Origin of the sequence: Xanthomonas sp. NCPPB 1068 (genome assembly GCF_041479385.2) — a bacterium.
In the GTDB taxonomy this organism is placed as follows: domain Bacteria; phylum Pseudomonadota; class Gammaproteobacteria; order Xanthomonadales; family Xanthomonadaceae; genus Xanthomonas; species Xanthomonas cannabis.
The window spans coordinates 3,359,344-3,377,297 of sequence record NZ_CM192986.1 but is presented as its reverse complement, the minus strand read 5'-3'; the positions used below and the strand labels follow the sequence as shown (position 1 = coordinate 3,377,297).

The following is a 17,954-nucleotide window of genomic DNA, read 5'->3' as shown; positions in this document are numbered from 1 at the left end:
CATCAGTCGGTGGTGGCAACGGGCCGGGTGCTCAGCGCGTTGGCCTGCTGCACCATCTGCAGGAAGTCGGCGCGATAGCCGAAGCGGTCCTCGCCCAGGCTGCTGGCGGCCAGTGCGCGTACCTGCGGGTAATCCCAGCCACGCAGCTGGTTGCCACCACGCAGACGCTGCCCGAACCCGGCCACCGCCGCAGAAAACCGGAAGGCATCGCTGGTGGCGCTCAGTGCCCGGCGTTGATCGCGGCGGACCACCGTGTCCAGCAGCCGGCTGCGCTGCGCATCGGGCAGTTTGTAGCGCAGTTTGACGTGCGCCAGCTCGCCGTTGAGGGCGCGCGCCTGCGGACGTGCCGCGGCGTTTGCATAGCGCAACGGGTCCACCGATGCGTTGCCGTTGGCGTTGGCGGGGGTGATTTCGTACAAGGCGGTGACGGTATGGCCGGCGCCGATGTCGCCTGCATCGACCTGGTCGTTATTGAAATCCTCATCGCGCAGCGCACGGTTTTCATAGCCGATCAGGCGGTATTCCTTGACGGTGTCCGGGTTGAATTCCACCTGGATCTTGACGTCGCGGGCGATGGTGGCCAGCGTGGCACCCAGCTCGTGAGTGAGCACCTTGCGCGCTTCCAGCGGTGTGTCGATGTAGGCATAGGCACCGTCGCCGGCATCGGCCAGCTGCTCCATCAGCGTGTCGTTGTAGTTTCCGGTACCGAAGCCGAGCGTGGACAGGGCGACGCCGGAGCGGCGCTTTTCGGCGACCATGCCCTTGAGCTGATCGAAATCGGTGACGCCCACGTTGAAGTCGCCATCGGTGGCGAGCAGGATGCGGTTGATGCCGCCACGCAGAAAACTTTGCTGCGCAGCTTTGTAAGCGAGTTCGATGCCGCTGGCGCCTGCGGTGCCGCCGCCCGATTGCAGGGCGTCGATGGCTTCGACGATCCGGGCTTGCTGGTCGCCCGGCGTGGGCGGCAGCACCACCGCGGTGTTGCCGGCGTAGGTCACCAGGGTGATGCGATCTTCGGCACGCAGCTGCCGCACCAGCAGTTTGAGCGAGGCCTGCAGCAGCGGCAGCTTGTCCGGCGCGTCCATCGAGCCGGAGACGTCGACCAGAAAGACCAGGTTGGCCGGCGGCAGATTCGCGGTGGCGATGTCGCGGCCGGCGATGCCGACGCGCAGCAACAGGCTGTCTTTATTCCAGGGTGTGGTCGCCAGTTCGGTGCGCACGGCGAACGGTTGGCCATTGGTGGGCGCCGGGTCGTCGTAGCGGAAGTAGTTGATCAGTTCTTCCACGCGCACCGCATCCACCGGCGGCAGGCTGCCTGCGCTGAGGAAGCGCCGCACATTGCTGTAGCTGCCGGTATCGACATCGATGCTGAAGGTGGAAATGGGCTGTTGGGCGGCCTGCACGATGGCGTTGTCGTCGATGTGCTGGTAGCGCTCGCGGTCTTCGGCAGGTGCCGGGATCACCGGTGGCATCGGCATGCGGTTATCCAGCACCGGGCGATGCGCCATCAACGTGGCGGCGGGTGCCTGACGTGACAGGCTGCTGCTGACCGGCGCAGGCATCGCTGGCATCGCAAGGACGGGCGGCTGCGGGGGGCTGGGGGCCGATGGCGCTTCCAGGACATGTGCAGGGGCGGGTGCTGCGAGCTGCGCTTGCGGCCTGACCTCCGGGAGCGAGTCGATCTGGTCGGGTTGCTGCGGTTGCGCGGGCTGTGGCAAGGATTCGGCGCGTGACGGCTCGTCGATCGCTGCAGTGGGTTCGTGCGAGCAGGCGCTCAGCAACAAGGCGAGCGCGATCAGGCTATGACGTGGCATGGGAACTCCTTTGCGTGACGAAGTGGGATGAGTGAACAACCGGGCAGCCCGAGGTCGCCGTGCACTGCGCCTCTGTCAGTGAAACGGGCCAGCGCAGCGAATGGGGTTAACCGGACGAAAGATTTTTTCGCCGGGCCTGGATGCGCTGCGGCAGTGCAGCTGGACCGTTGCCGGTAACCGTGTCGTGACCGGCCTCACTCCCTTCTCCCACCGGGAGCAGGTGGCGCGCAGCGCCGGATGAGGGCGCGGCGAAGAGGACAGCGTCGGCTGCCTCATCTGCGCGGCCAGGCGCGATTCGGCATCGCTGCGCACGGCGCCCTCCGTTGCCGGCCGCCAGTTCGATCCACGCATCGGACACGCGGCGGCCCAGGCAGGCTCGGCCCAGTCACGCGACAGTTGTGCGCGGATCCGCACACGACAGCGCCGCAATACGGTTTATCCGCACGCCACGCTGCCGCATGATGGAAGGCTGGTGCCGCACTGCGCGGCCGTTCGTTTCCATCATGGAGTTGCCCGGATGATCCAACGTCGTCACTTCCTCAAGAGCGCCACGCTGGGCGCGATCGCTTCCGGGCTGGCCGGCTGGGGCGCACGCGCGCAGGCCGCAGTGGGCGCCACGCCGGGTGTGCCGCCGTCAGCGCTGCCGCGTGGTGCGGCGCGGGTGATTTCCACCTGGGACTTTGGCGTTGCCGCCAACCAGGAGGCCTGGAAGATTCTCGGCAGCGGCGGCATTGCGCTGGATGCGGTGGAAGCCGGTGTGCGGGTGCCAGAAGCGGACCCGACCAATCCTACCGTCGGCCTGGGCGGTTATCCGGACCGCGACGGGCGGGTGACGCTGGACGCCTGCATCATGGATCACCTGGGCAATTGCGGCGCGGTGGCATCGCTGGAAGATGTGGTGCACGCCATTTCGGTGGCGCGCGCGGTGATGGAAAAAACGCCGCACGTGATGCTGGTGGGCGATGGTGCGCGTCAGTTCGCGCTGGAGCAGGGCTTCCCGAAAACCAGGCTGCTCACCCCAAGCTCGGAAGCCGCCTGGAAGGAATGGCTGAAGACGTCCAAGTATTCGCCGGAAGCCAATGTCGAAAACCGCGCCTGGCGCGATGCCAAGTTGCCCGGCGGCAAGGACAACCACGACACCATCGGCATGCTGGCGCTGGATACGCACGGCAACCTGTCCGGTGCCTGCACCACCAGCGGCATGGCGTGGAAGATGCACGGCCGGGTCGGCGACAGTCCGATCATTGGTGCGGGTTTGTACGTGGACAACGAGGTGGGTGGTGCGACCTCCACCGGCGTGGGCGAGGAAGTGATCCGCAATGTCGGCAGTTTTGCGGTGGTGGAAATGATGCGGCAAGGCAAGTCGCCTGCCGACGCATGCCGCGAGGTGGTGATGCGCTTGATCCGCCGCAAGCCGGAGCTGACGCGCACCTTGCAGGTCGGCTTTCTGGCGATGAACAAGCGTGGCGAGGTGGGAGCATTCGCCATCCAGAAAGGCTTCAGCTACGCGGTGTGCGATGCGCAGCGGCAGGATCTGCTGGTGCCCGGTGAAAGCCACTACACCCAGGAGCGCGCGGCATGAGCGCGGCCGGCCTGGAGGTGGCTGCCGATTCCATCGGTTCGGCAGTGGCAGCGCAACAAGGCGGCGCGATGCGCGTGGAACTCTGCGGCGGTCTGGACGGCGGTGGGCTGACGCCCTCGTTCGGCACGTTGGCGGTGGTGCGCGAGCGCCTGCAGATCCCGTTGTATGTGCTGATCCGCCCGCGCGTGGGCGATTTTGTGTTCAACGCCGACGAGGTGGAGGTGATGCGCCGCGATGTGGAGCAGTGCGTGCGCATCGGTTGCGACGGCGTGGTGCTGGGGGCGCTGGATCGTGATGGCCAGGTCGATCTGGCCACGATGCGCGTGTTGATCGCCGCAGCGGGCACGCTGGGCGTGACCTTTCATCGCGCGATCGATGTCAGTGCGGACCCCGCGCGTGCGCTGGAGGATGCGATCTTGCTGGGCTGCGAGCGTGTGCTGACTTCCGGTGCGCGTCCCAGCGCCGTGGAGGGGGTGGACGTCATCGCCGCGCTGGTGCAGCAGGCGGCCGGCCGCATCGGCATCATGCCGGGTGCCGGCGTGTCCGAACACAACATCGCTGCCTTGCGGACCAGGACCGGCGCCTGCGAATTCCACGCCTCCGCACGCGGGGCGGTCGCGGCGCAGGTGCCTGGGCCGCATCCTCATATCACCGATCTCGGCGGCGACTATCAGCGCACCGACGTGGCGCGCGTGCGGCGGATGGTGGAGCTACTGCGGCAGCCGGGGGATTAAAGCGTCCCCGCCACGCACCCGCCGCAGCAGGCCGGTCTTGCCTCTACCAGAGGCCCAACAGCTTCCACCATGCATTGCCTACCGTTGCGTAGATCACCAGCTCGACCACGCACATGGTCAGGCCGACGCGCCACCACATGCCAAGCGGGACGTAGCCGCTGCCGAAGATGATGGGGGAGGTGCCGGTGGCGTAATGCGTGAGCGTCATCATGATCGTCGACCCGGCCACCATCATCAGCAGGAACGGGATCAGATAAGCAGGGGGCACCAGCGCGGCGCCAACTGTCAGAAACGCAAGCAGCATTGCGCTGATATGCGCGGTGGTGCTTGCAAAGAAATAATGGGAGAACACGAACAGCAGGACCAGCACCGTCGCTGCGGTCTCCCATCCCATGCCCGAGGCCTGGATACCGTCGCGCAGCAAAGCGGAAAACCAGGCGATGACGCCGGTTTTGTTCAGTTGCTCGGCCATCATCACCAGGGCACCGAACCAGATCAGGGTATCCCATGCGCTTTTCTCGGCGAGCACGTCGTCCCAGTCGATGGTCCCGGTAATGAGCAGCACGAACAGGCCTGCGAAGGCCACGACGGTGGGGTCCAGGGTCAACGCCGGTCCGAACAGCATGGCCGGTACGTTTGCCCACAGGGTGAGCAGCAGCAGGAAGGTCGCGATCATGACCCGCTCCTTGCCCGACATCGGGCCCATGCGCGTGAGCTCGGTCTTGGCATATACGACGGCATCGGGCGTGGATGTGACTTCCGGCGGCGCAATATGCAGCAACAACAACGGCATGAGTGCGAGGCAGAGCAGGCCCGGCAGTGCCATGCACAATGCCCACGTTGTCCATGACAGGTGGAAGGTCTGGTTGGTGACTTTCGCCACATAGTCGACCACCAGCGGATTGGGCGCCGTTGCGGTCAGAAACATGCCGGAGGTGATGGTGTTGGCGTGCATGTTCACCAGCGACAGATATGTACCCATCTTCCGTTCGGTCCCTTGCGCCGGCTCGGAGCCAAATGCAGACGCAATGGATTTCATGATGGGGTGGACGATGCCGCCGCCCCGGGCAGTATTGCTTGGCGTAAAGGGCGCCAGGATCAATTCGCATGCAGCTAGTCCATAGCCGATGCCCAACGTCCTGCGCCCGAGCAGCGAGATGAAGATCAGGCCGATCCGGTTTCCCAATCCCGTCTTCTTCAACCCTCTTGAGATCAGCACCGCCACCACGATCAGCCAGATCAGCGGGTTGGACAGGCTGGCCAGTGCGTCGGCGATCGCCCCCTTCGACGACTCCGAGGTGACCTCGGACAGCGCGATGATCGTCATGGCCATCATCGCCATGACACCAATGGGCATCACCTTGAGCACGATCGCAACGATGGTGGTCAGGAAGATCGCCAACAGTGACCAGCCGTTCTCGCTCAGCCCCTGCGGTGTGGGGATCAGCAGCAAGGTGATCAAGACTCCCGTGGTCGCCACCGCAGGTGCGATGCGAAACGGGACAACACCCGAAAAATACTGCACTGCAGCCTGCAGACGCCGGGGGATTTTCATATGCGGTTCCTCATGGGGTGTCACGGGATGCACGCCTGTCCGCGAGGCCCCGCCATAGCGTCTGGCCTGCGCGGATCGGCGCATCGCGCACGACCGCAACGCGTCGGTCGCATGCCGTCAGGCGGCCTGTCATCGTGGAGTGAATGCCGGGCGCGCCGATTGCTTCAGGCAGTCCGCTCGCCGGTTGCCCTGCCCGCAAGGGCACCGGCCATCGGTGATTGATCCATCGACGCTGCCACTGCCAGGCGGCCCTGCGCGATGGTCTGCGATGGAGCGGCAAGTTCCGCGATGACCGTGACCTTGTCTGGCTGCACTTCCACCACTCCTCCAGACACGTAGATCCAGAGCGCCTGCGCGTCGGGCAGGCGGATCATGGCCATGCCTTCTTGCAGGGTTGCCAGCATGGGCGCATGCCCGGCCATGACACCGAAGCGGCCGGCCGTGCCGGGGAGCTCCACCTGCCGGGCCTGGCCCGTCCACACGGCGCCGCCCAGGCTGACGATTTCGACAGCCAGCGTCGGCCTGTCCTGCGAAACAGGAGGATGGGGGACTGTGGACATGTTCGATCCTGCGTGGAGGGGAATTCCAAGCTACGTCGCCGGATCGCAGCCCGCATTGATCGAACGCAAGTCGCTGGCCTTGCGCATGCCTTGTCGTGCGAGGGGGCTTGCCGAACCCGACCCGGACTGCGGCAGCCGGCTTGCGAATCCCTTGGTCTGCCGTCGCGGGTGCGCGTGATGGATCGGGCAGTGCCGTCCTGCTGAGCCCAGCCAGGCCACGCATGACCAACGTTCCCCACGGCATGCGCGCGTGCAGGCGGCACGTGCGAGCGATCAAGGCATCGCGTGTACCGCGATCACGCAGGCGCGATCACCGGCGTAGCGGCAGTGCAGCGCCGTTGGCAGCGCTGGCATCGTCGCCAGAGCCCAGCCGTGCCGGATCGATCACCACATGCCTGATGCGCTGGCGTTTCCAGGTGTAGCTGATGTGCACCAGGCCATCACGGGTCTGGATCACTGCGGGATACGAGAATTCGTCCTTGGCGCTGTCTTCCAGCGTCAGCACGCGCCGCCATTGCAGGCCGTCGTCAGAGACGGCCACGGCCAGGGTGCCGCGTCCCTCCCACCAGTCCTTGCCGGCAACTGCCGGGTTGTAGACCAGCAGGGAGCGGCCATCGCGCAGCAGCACCGCATCGGTGCCGGAATTGGGGTTTTGCACATCGAGCAACTGCATTGGCTGCCAGTGCAGGCCGCCATCGTCGGAGAACGTGCTGAAGAGCTTGTTCTGCTGGCTGCGGCCCAGCGCCTGCACGCGGCCATTCGCATGCAGCAACAGGCTGGGCTGGATCGCGCCGATCAGCGCCGGGTCGTTGAGCGGCATGCCGCGTTGCCAGTGCGCGCCATCGTCGTCGCTCCATTCCAGATGTGCGCGCCAGCCGCGGTCTTCGCTGCTGCTGGGTGCCAGGATGCGCCCGCCGGGCAGTTGCACCGGCTTGTTCTTGATCGGCCCGAGGATGCCGTCGGGCAGGCATTGCGGAGACGACCAGTGCGCACCGTCGTCGCTGGAGGTCATGCGCAGGCCCCACCACTGCCGCGGGTTGGGGCCGAGTTTGTAATACAGCTGCACCGGCCCGCTGGCCGACTGGAACAGCACCGGGTTCCAGGCCGGCACAGTCGCGCCATCGGTGCCGGCACGCGCGCCGTCGGCGATGCGGCGGGGTAACTGCCAGTGCTGCGCGTCGCGCTGGCTGAGCCAGATGCCGACGTCCGCTGCGCCTTCATGCGCACCGCCGAACCAGGCGGCCAACAGGTGGCCATCGCGGGTTTCCAACAACGTGGAGGCATGCGCCTGCGGTGTGGGTGCGGGGTCGGCGATGAACTCGCTGAGCACGATTGGCGGCAGCGGCGCCTGTGCGTGCGCAGTGCATGCGGCAAGGCTGGCAACAGCGCTGATCAGCAGGCATGGCAGACGCATCGTGGTCGAGTCCCGTGCGGATGTGAAGCCTCTTATCATCCATCAAAGACCGCGTGTAGTCAGTATTCCCGGAGCATGTGGTCGCCGACCACGGCGCACGTCACGATCGCATGACACCCGCTCATTCCGCTGCGCCGGCTGGCCGCACGTGGCAGTGGCGGTGCATCGCCGTCAGCGTCTGAATGAAAACTCCATTGCATGAAGCGCGCAGGCAGGGCGATGCGCCGGGCAGTCGTCGCCGGTCGCTCTCGATTGCGGTGAGGTGACTCGCGCGGCCGTCACCGTGGCTGGATGTGTTGGCCGTCAGCACGCTGGGCCGGCGTCAACGCCTGTCTGCACGCGCCGTGTTCAAGCACGGCGTTCGTACGTGTGAGTGTGCCGCCCACGCACAGCCCGCCACAGGCCTGGCCTGCGGCGTCCGTCATCGAGACGACTGCTCAGGCGTTGCTGTCGTCGCGCACTTGCGGCGGCAACAGTGTCTGCGGCTTCCTGGCCGACTGGGTCTGGCACAAGAAGGTCATCATGTGCGCCGCTTCGGTGCTGCCCATCGGCTTGCTGTGGACCTGCTCTGCGAACGCGTGCTGGGTGTGCTCCGGACCTGCGGGAACGGATTCTTGCGTAACGGTGGACGAGGACATGCAACGCTCCTGGAACCTGCAATCAAGCCGTCCACGTAGCAACCAGAGCGCCCCCGTAACGGTGTCAGCCGGTGATCTTGCCTGGAATCTGCGCCGTCCGATACCTGGTGGTACGGGCGGCGCAGCGGCACCGGACGTTCTGATAACGGCGGGTGCGGCGCGGTCTGAAGGCCGCGTCGGGTGCTGCTGTTGCGGCAGTTGCCTGGTGTTGGGGGTGGCGTGGGTGCCTGGGCACGCCGGCTGCTGCGCGTGCGCCGGGTTCACCACTAGCCAACCACCGATAGCCGCAGACCTTTAACGCGCGATTTGGCCGGGCTTTAGTCCTTCGGTTTGATCCACACCTGCTGCTTCACGCCGCGCACGACCGGCTTGACCGTGCTGTCCAGGTCGAACACCACCACGGTGTTGTCGCCCTTGCGCTGGAACGGCGCAGGGAAATACAGCGCGGTCTGCGGGCCGATGGCCCAGTGGCGGCCGAGGTTGACGCCGTTGGCCCAGGCGAAACCCTTGCCGAAGGCGCGCATGTCCAGGTAGGTGTCGGTGGGCGTGCCGATGCGCAGCGTGCCGCGATGGAAGGCCGGGCCTTGCACCGGCTTGCGGGTCCAGCCGCGGATGCTGTCGGGCGCGCGCATCGGCAGCGGGAAGGCCTGCCAGCCAGTGAGTGGCTGGTTGTTTAACAGCACCGGGTCGACCAGGCCGGCGCGGCCGTCGGCCATGCGCGGTCCGTAGTTGATGCGGCCGCTGTTTTCGACCAGGACATCCAGGGTGTGTTGGCCGGCCGGAATATCCACATCGATGGAAACCTGTTGCAGCCGGCGTTCGACGCTACCGACCGGTCGTTGATCCACATACACACGCGCCACGTCGCGCACGTCGCCCAGATACAGCGGACCCTTGCGCGGGCCGGTGATGGTGGTGCGGTAGAGGATGTAGCCGTAATCCTGGCCGAAGTGCTCCATCGGCTGCGGGGTGTCGATGGCGATCGGGGCGGGCAGGTTGTCCCACAGCGAGGCGGATTCACGCAGCGGGGTTTCCGGCAGGGCGGCCATGGCGATCGGCGCGGGCAATGCGGGCGGTTGTACGCCGGTGACGCGGGTGATGGCGTCGCGCATCAGCGCGAACTTGGGCGTGGGCTGCCCGGCCTCGTCGAGGATGGCGTCGTAGTCGTAGCTGGTGGTCTGCGGCGCGTAGTGATCGCTGGGATTGCCCTGGAAATTGGCGCCATTCATGAAGCCGAAGCTGGTGCCGCCGATGAACATGTAGAGGTTGGCGGAGTGGCCCTGGCGCAGGATCCATTCCAGTTCTTCGGTCTGTTGCCTGGCATCGGTTGCCGCATGCGGCTTGCCCCAATGGTCGAACCAGCCGGCCCAGTATTCGCCCACCATGCGCGGTTGCTCGGGGCGGAACTTGATCAGCTTGTCGAACGCGCTCTTGGCTTCGCCTGGCGCAAAATTCACCACCGCCAGGGTGTCGGGCAAGGTGCCGTTGGCGAGCATGTCGGCGCCATCGGAGGTGAACAGCAACGCCTTGTCGAAGCCGGCCTTGACGTACATGGCGCGGTTGTCTGTCATGTAGGCGTGGTCGTCGGCGTAGGAGCCGTATTCGTTCTCCACCTGCACGGCGATGATCGGTCCGCCGTTGTGGTTGAGCAGCGGCTGCACCTGTTTGGCTACCGCGTCCAGATAGGCCTGGCTGGCGGCGAGGAAGCGCGGGTCGCGGCTGCGCACGCGGATATTGTCCTTGCCGAACAACCAGGCCGGGTAGCCGCCGGCTTCCCACTCCCCGCAGGCGTAGGGACCCGGGCGCAGGATGACGTTGAGGCTTTGCGCGGCGGCCTCGCGCACGAACGCGGCGACATCGTTGTTGGCGTCGAAATCGAACTGGCCTTGTTGCGGCTCCACCAGGTTCCAGAACACGTAGGTCTCCACGGTGTTCAGGCCCAGGGCGCGCGCCTTCTGCAGGCGGTCTTTCCAGTAGGCACGCGGGATGCGCTGGAAGTGGATGGCGCCGGAGAGGATCTGGTAAGGCTTGCCGTCGCGCACGAACTGCGTGCCCTGCGTGCCGAAGGCCGGCCAGGATTGGGGCGTTGCAGCAGCGGCGGGCAGCGCGAGCGCCAGGGCCAGGACCAGGGGAGCAAGAGTGGTACGCAGCATGGAGGTCTCGATGTAGGTGGGGCCGGTGGTGCGGGTGGATGGAGGCACTGGTGTTTGCGTTCTGCCCTCATCCGCCCTGCGGGCACCTTCTCCCGCTTGCGGGAGAAGGAAAGGCAATGCCCCGCTTGCGGGAGAGGGGAAAGCAATGCCCCGCTTGCGGGAGAAGGAAAGGCAATGCCCCGCTTGCGGGAGAGGGGAAAGCAATGCCCCGCTTGCGGGAGAAGAAAAGGCGATGCCCGCTTGCGGGAGACGGGAAAGCAATGCCCGCTTGCGGGAGCACGCGGCAGTTGTGCAATCACGTTACGCAAACGACGGTGGCAGATCCTTCTTGTCAGCGCCGAAGGCCGGGTTCGGTTTGGGTCCCATCGCAAATTCCAGCGTGCCACCGGCGGCCAGCTCGGTGTGGCGCAGCCAGGCGCGGGTGAGCGGCTTGCCGTTCCAGGTCAGTGATTGCACGTACACGTTCTGCGCGCTGTTGTTGTTGGCCACGATGCGCAGGGTGCGGCCGTTGCCCACATCCAGCGTGGCACGCTTGAACAGCGGGCTGCCCACGATGTAGTTGCCGCTGACCGGATCCACCGCATACAGGCCGAGCGCGCTGAGCACGAACCACGCACTCATCTGCCCGCAGTCTTCATTGCCAGACAGGCCGTTACGCGCGTCGTGGTACTGCTCGCGCAGCAAGCGGCGCACCATCGCCTGGGTCTTGTACGGTTGCCCGGCGTAGGCGAACAGATACGCCACGTGGTGACTGGGCTCGTTGCCGTGCGCGTACTGGCCGACCAGGCCGTCGATGTCCGGCGGTGCGTCGGCGGGCAGTTCGGAACTGGTGGAAAACAGCTCGTCCAGCTTGGCGACGAAGCCGTCGCGGCCGCCGTACAAGTCCATGTAGCCGTACAGGTCGTGTTGATTGAGGAAGGTGGCCTGCCAGGCATTGGACTCGGTGAAATCGCGCCACTTGGCGATGTGCCCCATGCCGCGCGGGTCGAACGGTGTGGCCCAGCTGCCGTCGGCAAGCCGCGCCTGCACGAAGCCGCTGTCGCGATTGAAGACGTTGCGGTAATTGCGCGAGCGTTCACGCAATGCGCGTGCATCGTCGCTGGCGCCTGCGGCTTGCGCCAGATGTGCGCAGGCCCAGTCGTCGTAGGCATATTCGAGCGTGCGGCTGACCGCTTCGTCCACCTTGTCGGCAGGGATGTAGCCGAGCTTGCGGTACTCGCCCAGGCCGTGCGTGGTGTCGTCCATCGCCCGTTTGCGGTACGCCGGCCACGCGGCCTTGTAGTCGATGCCGGTGAAGCCCTTGGCGTGCGCTTCGGCCAGGACCACGGCCGAGTGGTAGCCGATCATGCAGCCGGTTTCCACGCCTTGCAGCGGCCAGATGCCCACGCCGTCCGGGCATTCGTTGGCGCCGCGCACCAGGCATTGCACCAGGTCGGGCAAGCGCTCGGGCTGCACCAGCGTGAGCAGCGGATGCGCGGCGCGGTAGGTGTCCCACAACGAGTAGGTGCTGTAGTTGTGGTAGCCGGCAGGCGCGGTGTGGATCTGCAGGTCCATGCCGCGGTAGCGGTTGTCCACGTCGGAGAACAGCGTGGGCGCCAGCAGGCTGTGATACAGGCCGGTGTAGAAGATGCGCCGTTGCGCGTCGTCGTCGCTGTCGATGCGTACGCGGGCCAGTTCTTTTTCCCAGGCGGCCACGGCTTGTGCGTGCACGCGGGCGAAGTCGAAGTCGGGCAATTCGGCGTCGAGGTTGGCCAATGCGTTGTCGGCACTGACCGCGGAAATGCCGACCTTGATCAGCAGCGGGGCGTCGGATGCATCGAGGAAGTGCAGTGCGGCCTTGAGATGCACGCCGTCGCTGCTGCGCGCATCGGCAGCCAGCGGTTGGTCTTCGTTGTACAGCTGCACGCGCGCGAATGGGCGTGAGACGCGCAGCGCGAAGTAGATGTAACGCCCCTTGGCCCATTGATAGACGCGACGCCCGCCGGTGAGGGTCTGCGCATCGACCACGCGTAGCTGCGCATCGCTGACGCGGGTGGGGATGCCCGGTTTGTCCTGCATGCCGTGGCACAGGTCCAGCAGCACGTGGGCCGGCTTGCCCTTGGGGAAGTGGTAACGGTGCAGGCCTGCGCGCGCGGTGGCGGTGAGCTCGGCATGCACGCCGCTGTCCTTGAGGCGTACGCGGTAGTAACCGGGCGATGCGGCTTCATCGGCATGGTCGTAGCGCGAGCGGTAGCCGGCGTCCGGATTGTCGAGCGGGCCGGGCACCAGCCTGACTTCGCCGGTGGCGGGCACCAGCAGGAAGTCCAGCATGTCGCCGATGCCGGTGCCGGACAGATGCGTGTGCGAGAAGCCCATGATCGAGCCGTCGGACTCGTGATAGCCCGAACACGAATCCCATACCGCGTTGTAGGTGTCCGGGCTCAGCTGCACCATGCCGAACGGCAGCGTGGCGCCGGGGAAGGTGTGGCCGTGGCCACCGGTACCGATGAACACATCCACATGGCGGGTGAGATCGGCGCGGGTGCGCGCGTCGGCCGGCAGCGCGTAGTTGCCGGCGCGCGCGCGGGCCATGCCGGGCAGGCCGACGCTGCCGAACAGGGCGGCGGCGATGGCGCCTTGGAGAAAACCGCGTCGTGTTGCCATGTGTGTGGTCTCTGATGTCGCGAAGTGGGTGCGCCGTCCCCTCATCCGCCCTTCGGGCACCTTCTCCCGACGGGAGAAGGGAAGATCAAGCGCTGCGCGGTGACGCATGCGAAGGGCGGTCGAGCCCTTCGCAACATCAGGCGCTACGCAGCAGCTGGGGTTTGCGTTGATGCAGGTCGATGATCAGTTCGCCGAACAAGGTGTTGGCCCAGGCGAACCAGTCGCGGGTGAAGGTGCTCGGGGTGTCCTTGTCGAACGCCTCGTGCATGAAGCCGGTGCCGGCGTGGGTGGTTTTCAGCCACTGCAGGCATTGGCGCAGCTGTGCGTCGTCGTCGCTGACCAGCGCGTACTGCACGATGGACATCGGCCAGATGGTGCCCATGCCGCTGTGCGGGCTGCCCACGCCTTCTGCGGCGGTGCCGCGCGAGAAATATGGGTTGCGCTCGCTCCAGGCCAGCTGGCGCGTGCGCAGGAACACCGGGTCGGCGCGATCGCAGCAGCCCAGGTAGGCCAGGCTGAGCAGGCCGGGGGCGTTGGCGTCGTCGATGAAGAGCTGGTTGCCGAAGCCGTCCACTTCGAATGCCCAGTACGCCTGCCCATCGCTGTCGCGCAGCTGCCCGAACTGGCGGGTGGCGGTTTCCACTTCATCGGCCAGTGCGGTGCAGTCGGCGGCGAAAGTCGTGTCGCGATGCAATGCCGTGCTCATCGCGGCCAATTGCCGCAGCGAGGTCACCGCAAACAGGTTGGCCGGCACGAACAGCGGAAACACGCAGGCGTCGTCGGACGGGCGGAACATCGAATGGATCATGCCGTTGGGTTTGGTCGGCTGGCCGTAGCCTTCCAGCACCAGGGTTTCGGTGGCCAGCGGGGAGGGGCGCTGGAACACATACGGGCCGCGGTTGTCCTTGCGCTGCTGCTCGCGGAAGGTGCGCACCACCACGTGCATCGCTTCGCGCCAGTCGTCGTCGAACGGTGCGGCATCGCCGGTGGCGCGCCAGTATTCGTGCGCGATGCGGATCGGGTAGCACAGCGAATCCACTTCCCACTTGCGCTCGCCCACGCCGGGCTTCATCTCGGTGATGTCGTTGAGCGACCACTTCAGGCGCTGGGTCTGGCCATCGGGGAGGAAGGCGTTGGCGTAGGGGTCGAGCTTGATGCACGCGGCCTGGCGCTGGATCAGGCCATGGAACATGCGGCGCAACGCCGGGTCGCGCCTGGCCAGCGGCACGTACGGGTGCACCTGCGCGGACGAATCGCGCAGCCACATCGCATGGATGTCGCCGGTGATGACGAAGGTGTCCGGCTTGCCGTTGCGGGTGCCGGTTTCCACGGTGGTGTCGAGCGTGTTGGGGTAGCAGTTCTCGAATAGCCAGGCCAGTTCCGGGTCGGCGATCTGCGCCTTGATCTGCACGATCTGCTGCTCGACCGCCTTGCTGACGAAGCGGCGCTGCGCCTTGGGCGGGCGCTTGCTGACGAATGCGCCGCCGGCAGCGGACGCACCTGCGGCAGGCGCGGCCGCGAACGCAGGCAGGGCGCTGGCCAGCAAGCCGGCGCCGGCGCTGGCGCCGAGCAGCTGAAGGATGTCGCGGCGGGTATGCATGACCTCAAGACTCCATGGTTCGACCTGCGATCCGCACGACCCTCATCCCTGCGCTGGCGGCCGCCACACGGCAGCCGGCACGATGAGACCTATGCATGACCAATTCTCGATGACCATACAACGTGTGCGCCGAATGTGCATAGTGCGTCCGCACAATTCGTCGCCGTATGCGGACCGTTTCGATGGCGGAGTGGCGGGCTGGTCCGCGGCTGCCCACCTGCACGCAGGCCGCGACCCGTCTTCGAGAACGCCCGCCGGGCGCCACGGCCTCCGGGCTGCAGCCCGCACATCGGCACTCGCTCCGGCCGCCTTGCAGCGGGCATCGTCAGTGCCGATCAACGCGCCGACAGGGGGGCGTAGGCATGCACGTCGCTGCCTCCAGCAGGCGTGGTGCGCCGTCGACACTTCACCGACGTCCGCGCACCTGTTGTCCACCTGCGCCGGCATGGCCGGCGACCGCGTGCGTCCGCTCGATGCGGCGCCTACTTCGGCAACGGCGAACGCCCCGAGATCGAGAACGCCGCCGCATCGCCGGCTACGCCGGTGCCCGGCTGCCCGCCGCCGACAAACAGCGTGTAGTTGCCGGCTTCCACCGCGCGTTGTCCGGCGCGGTCCACGTCGCTCAGCGCACGCGCATCCAGCGTGAAGCTGAGTTCGCGCTGTTCGCCCGGTTTGAGGTGCACGCGTTGGAAGCCGACCAGGCTGCGCAGCGGCGACTGTGGGCGGTCCGGGTATTGCAGATACACCTGTGCCACTTCATCGCCAGCGCGCGTGCCGGTATTGCGCACGGTGGTGGTCACCTGCAGCGTGCTGCCGGCCTGCAGCGTGGTGGTGGACAGGCGCGGCGGCGCATACGCAAAGCTGGTGTAGCTCAGCCCGTAGCCGAACGGAAACAGCGGCTCGCCCTTGAAGTAGCGATAGGTGCGGCCCTTCATGTCGTAGCTGACGTACGCCGGCAGGTCCTTGGTGGAGCGGTAGAACGTCACTGGCAGGCGCCCGCCGGGGTTGTCGTCACCGGCCAGCGCACGGGCAATCGCGGTGCCGCCGGACTGGCCCGGGTACCACGCGGCCACGATCGCATCGGCGTGGGTCTTGGCCCAGTTCACCGCCACGGCGCTGCCGCTCATCAACACCACCACCAGCGGCTTGCCGGAGGCCTTTGCGCGTTCAAGCAGGGCTTGCTGCGGGGCGGGCAGGGCGATGTCGTTGCGGTCGCCGCCGTCGAAGCCGGGCACATCGATGCGCAACTCTTCGCCTTCCACATCCGGCGACAGTCCGACAAACGCCACCACCGCGTCGGCCTGTGCCACGGCCTGCTCCGCTTCGGCCAGTTGCGCCGCGGCAGGAGCCAGCCATTCCAGGCGCACGCCCTGGTCCTGGCCGCGGTGTTCCATTTCCAGGCGGATCTTGCGCGGGCGGGTATCGTCGAAATGCAGCACGGTTTCCACGCTGCGGCCGTCGGCGTTGTGCATGCCGGCCGGCACGTGCTTGTCTTCGGCATTGCCGGCAACCACCAGCTTGTCGTCGATGTACAGCCGCACCGGGTCGTGGCCGCTGCAATCGAAGCAGCGCGCCACGCGCACCGCCAGGGTGTAGTCGCCGGCACCGGGCGGCAGCAGTTCGCCGCTCCAGCGCACGGCGTAACGATCCGCCGGTACGCCCTTGGCCGGGGCGACCTGGTCCCAGTTGAAGCTCACCACGCGGTCCTGCCGCACCACGCGTGCCGCGCCGCTCATGTCCACGTTGTCGAAATATTCGCCACGCAGCCCCGGTTTGCCGTCGCTGCGCAGTGCGGTCTCCGGAATCATGCCCGGCACGCCGGCAGCCAACGGCGCGCCTTGCGCGTAGCTCACCTGCTGGATGCCGAAGCGCTCGCGCAGGCCGAGCAATGGCGTCACCGGCGCAGCGGAGGTGCCCTGGTAGTTGGCCTCCAGTGCGGCCAGTGCATCGGCATTTGGGCCGACCACCGCCAGCCGCGTGCCGGCGTTCAGCGGCAGCGTGGCATTGGCGTTTTTGAGCAGCACGATCGATTCGGCAGCCGCCTGCAAGGCCAACGCACGGTTGGCGCGGCTGTCGATGTCCTTGGCACCCAGCCGCGCATACGGATCCTTGCGCGGGGCTTCCAGTTCGCCCAGCCGATAGCGTGCGGAAAACAGGCGCACCAGCGATTGATCCAGCAGCGCCTCGTCCACTTCGCCGCGTTCGATGGCGGTCCCGAGGTCGCGATAGGCATGCCCGCAGTTGAGATCGTGCCCGGCCTTGAGCGCTGCGGCGGACGAGCCGGCATTGTCGGGGCGGAAGTAATGGAACTGGGTCATGTCGTCCACCGCATCGCAGTCGGAGACCACAAAGCCCTTGAAGCCCCAATCGCCACGCACGCGGCCGTTGAGCAACCAGTCGGCCGCGCACGCCGGGGTGCCGTGCAGCGAGTTGTACGCACACATCACCGAGCCGGCCTGGCCCTCGACCAGCGCCGCGCGGAAGGCCGGCGTGTAAGTCGCCTCCACATCGCGCGGCGAGACATCCACATCGAACCCATGCCGCCCCGGCTCCGGGCCGCTGTGCACGGCGATGTGCTTGGGCGTGGCGATCGTGCGCGGGTGGTCGAGATCATCGCCCTGCAAACCGCGGATGAAACCGACCGCCAGTTGCCCGGTGAGGAAAGGATCCTCGCCGTAGGTTTCCATGCCACGGCCCCAGCGCGGGTCGCGGAAGATGTTGATGTTGGGCGACCAGATGGTCAGCCCGGCGTAGCGCGGGTGGTCCTTGCCGGGGCCGCCGGCCTGGTTGAACTTGGCGCGCGCCTCGGTGGAGACCACAGTGCCCACCTGCTGCATCAGTGTGGTGTTCCAGCTCGCCGCCAGGCCAATGGCCTGCGGAAACACCGTGGCATAGCCATTGCGGGCGATGCCGTGCAGGCCTTCGCTCCACCATTCGTAGGCGGGGATGCCCAGGCGTGGAATCGCCGGTGCATCGTTCATGGCCTGGGCGACCTTTTCGTCGCGGCTCATCTGCGCCACCAGCGCGGCGGCGCGCTGTTCGGGCGTGCTGCCGCGGTCGGCGGGCGTGGCGAGTGCGAGACAGGGCAGGCCAAGGCTCAGGCTCAGTGCCATGGCAAGACGCGAGACAAACACGGATGACATCGATCTACTCCTGCGCAGCGGTGAGATCCGCCGGGCGTTGTTCTGTGAGTGCCGCAAGGGGCTGCGGCAGGGTGGGGATGCGGCGCGGCGGTGTCATGCGCGCCGTTGGGTGGGTGGC

General features: G+C 66.7%; 11 protein-coding genes. 2 read left to right on the top strand and 9 right to left on the bottom strand.

Going from position 1 to position 17,954, the window contains the following annotated elements:
* Positions 1–2: 2 nt before the first annotated feature.
* Entirely contained in the window at positions 3–1,814 is a 1,812-nt protein-coding gene (locus tag ACCQ12_RS14325; RefSeq protein WP_372382027.1) for a vWA domain-containing protein, read from the bottom strand.
* Between the two features lie 517 nt (positions 1,815–2,331).
* Between ACCQ12_RS14325 and ACCQ12_RS14320 the strand changes: the two genes are divergently transcribed.
* Both ACCQ12_RS14320 and ACCQ12_RS14315 read left to right on the top strand, forming a co-directional pair.
* Positions 2,332–3,396, top strand: a complete 1,065-nt coding sequence (locus ACCQ12_RS14320) for a glycosylasparaginase (RefSeq protein WP_372382026.1) — start codon at positions 2,332–2,334, stop codon at positions 3,394–3,396.
* On the top strand, positions 3,393–4,130 hold the full coding sequence (locus ACCQ12_RS14315) for a copper homeostasis protein CutC (RefSeq protein WP_372382025.1): 738 nt from the start codon (positions 3,393–3,395) through the stop codon (positions 4,128–4,130). The genes ACCQ12_RS14320 and ACCQ12_RS14315 overlap by 4 nt, the downstream gene beginning before the upstream one ends.
* A 43-nt stretch (positions 4,131–4,173) precedes the next feature.
* Here the strand turns inward: ACCQ12_RS14315 and ACCQ12_RS14310 are convergent, their stop codons facing one another.
* From ACCQ12_RS14310 to ACCQ12_RS14275, 8 genes are all read right to left on the bottom strand, one after another.
* Complete coding sequence (locus ACCQ12_RS14310; protein WP_372382024.1) at positions 4,174–5,685, bottom strand: DASS family sodium-coupled anion symporter; 1,512 nt, start codon at positions 5,683–5,685, stop codon at positions 4,174–4,176.
* A 164-nt stretch (positions 5,686–5,849) separates the two neighbouring features.
* Positions 5,850–6,245 carry an ATP synthase F1 subunit epsilon gene (atpC, locus tag ACCQ12_RS14305; protein ID WP_372382023.1) on the bottom strand — a complete coding sequence of 132 codons (396 nt, stop codon included), beginning with the start codon at positions 6,243–6,245 and terminating at the stop codon, positions 5,850–5,852.
* Positions 6,246–6,555: 310 nt separating this feature from the next.
* Entirely contained in the window at positions 6,556–7,659 is a 1,104-nt protein-coding gene (locus tag ACCQ12_RS14300; protein WP_372382022.1) for a sialidase family protein, read from the bottom strand.
* A gap of 437 nt (positions 7,660–8,096) precedes the next feature.
* Positions 8,097–8,297 carry a hypothetical protein gene (locus tag ACCQ12_RS14295; protein WP_372361153.1) on the bottom strand — a complete coding sequence of 67 codons (201 nt, stop codon included), beginning with the start codon at positions 8,295–8,297 and terminating at the stop codon, positions 8,097–8,099.
* A gap of 317 nt (positions 8,298–8,614) precedes the next feature.
* Positions 8,615–10,450: a glycoside hydrolase family 35 protein gene (locus tag ACCQ12_RS14290; RefSeq protein ID WP_372383624.1), complete on the bottom strand. Its 1,836-nt coding sequence runs from the start codon at positions 10,448–10,450 to the stop codon at positions 8,615–8,617.
* Between the two features lie 300 nt (positions 10,451–10,750).
* Positions 10,751–13,093 carry a GH92 family glycosyl hydrolase gene (locus ACCQ12_RS14285; RefSeq protein WP_372382021.1) on the bottom strand — a complete coding sequence of 781 codons (2,343 nt, stop codon included), beginning with the start codon at positions 13,091–13,093 and terminating at the stop codon, positions 10,751–10,753.
* Positions 13,094–13,229: 136 nt separating this feature from the next.
* A complete protein-coding gene (locus ACCQ12_RS14280; RefSeq protein WP_372382020.1) occupies positions 13,230–14,693 on the bottom strand; it encodes a glycoside hydrolase family 125 protein in 1,464 nt (487 codons plus the stop codon).
* 482 nt (positions 14,694–15,175) lie between these two features.
* Positions 15,176–17,836, bottom strand: a complete 2,661-nt coding sequence (locus tag ACCQ12_RS14275) for a glycoside hydrolase family 3 C-terminal domain-containing protein (RefSeq protein WP_372382019.1) — start codon at positions 17,834–17,836, stop codon at positions 15,176–15,178.
* Positions 17,837–17,954 lie beyond the last annotated feature (118 nt).

Excerpts from the sequence above, each read along its gene's own strand:
- ACCQ12_RS14325 (WP_372382027.1), bottom strand. The coding sequence starts at position 1,814 with ATGCCACGTCATAGCCTGATCGCGCTCGCCTTGTTGCTGAGCGCCTGC.
- ACCQ12_RS14320 (WP_372382026.1), top strand. The coding sequence starts at position 2,332 with ATGATCCAACGTCGTCACTTCCTCAAGAGCGCCACGCTGGGCGCGATC.
- ACCQ12_RS14315 (WP_372382025.1), top strand. The coding sequence starts at position 3,393 with ATGAGCGCGGCCGGCCTGGAGGTGGCTGCCGATTCCATCGGTTCGGCA.
- ACCQ12_RS14310 (WP_372382024.1), bottom strand. The coding sequence starts at position 5,685 with ATGAAAATCCCCCGGCGTCTGCAGGCTGCAGTGCAGTATTTTTCGGGT.
- atpC (WP_372382023.1), bottom strand. The coding sequence starts at position 6,245 with ATGTCCACAGTCCCCCATCCTCCTGTTTCGCAGGACAGGCCGACGCTG.
- ACCQ12_RS14300 (WP_372382022.1), bottom strand. The coding sequence starts at position 7,659 with ATGCGTCTGCCATGCCTGCTGATCAGCGCTGTTGCCAGCCTTGCCGCA.
- ACCQ12_RS14295 (WP_372361153.1), bottom strand. The coding sequence starts at position 8,297 with ATGTCCTCGTCCACCGTTACGCAAGAATCCGTTCCCGCAGGTCCGGAG.
- ACCQ12_RS14290 (WP_372383624.1), bottom strand. The coding sequence starts at position 10,450 with ATGCTGCGTACCACTCTTGCTCCCCTGGTCCTGGCCCTGGCGCTCGCG.
- ACCQ12_RS14285 (WP_372382021.1), bottom strand. The coding sequence starts at position 13,093 with ATGGCAACACGACGCGGTTTTCTCCAAGGCGCCATCGCCGCCGCCCTG.
- ACCQ12_RS14280 (WP_372382020.1), bottom strand. The coding sequence starts at position 14,693 with ATGCATACCCGCCGCGACATCCTTCAGCTGCTCGGCGCCAGCGCCGGC.
- ACCQ12_RS14275 (WP_372382019.1), bottom strand. The coding sequence starts at position 17,836 with ATGTCATCCGTGTTTGTCTCGCGTCTTGCCATGGCACTGAGCCTGAGC.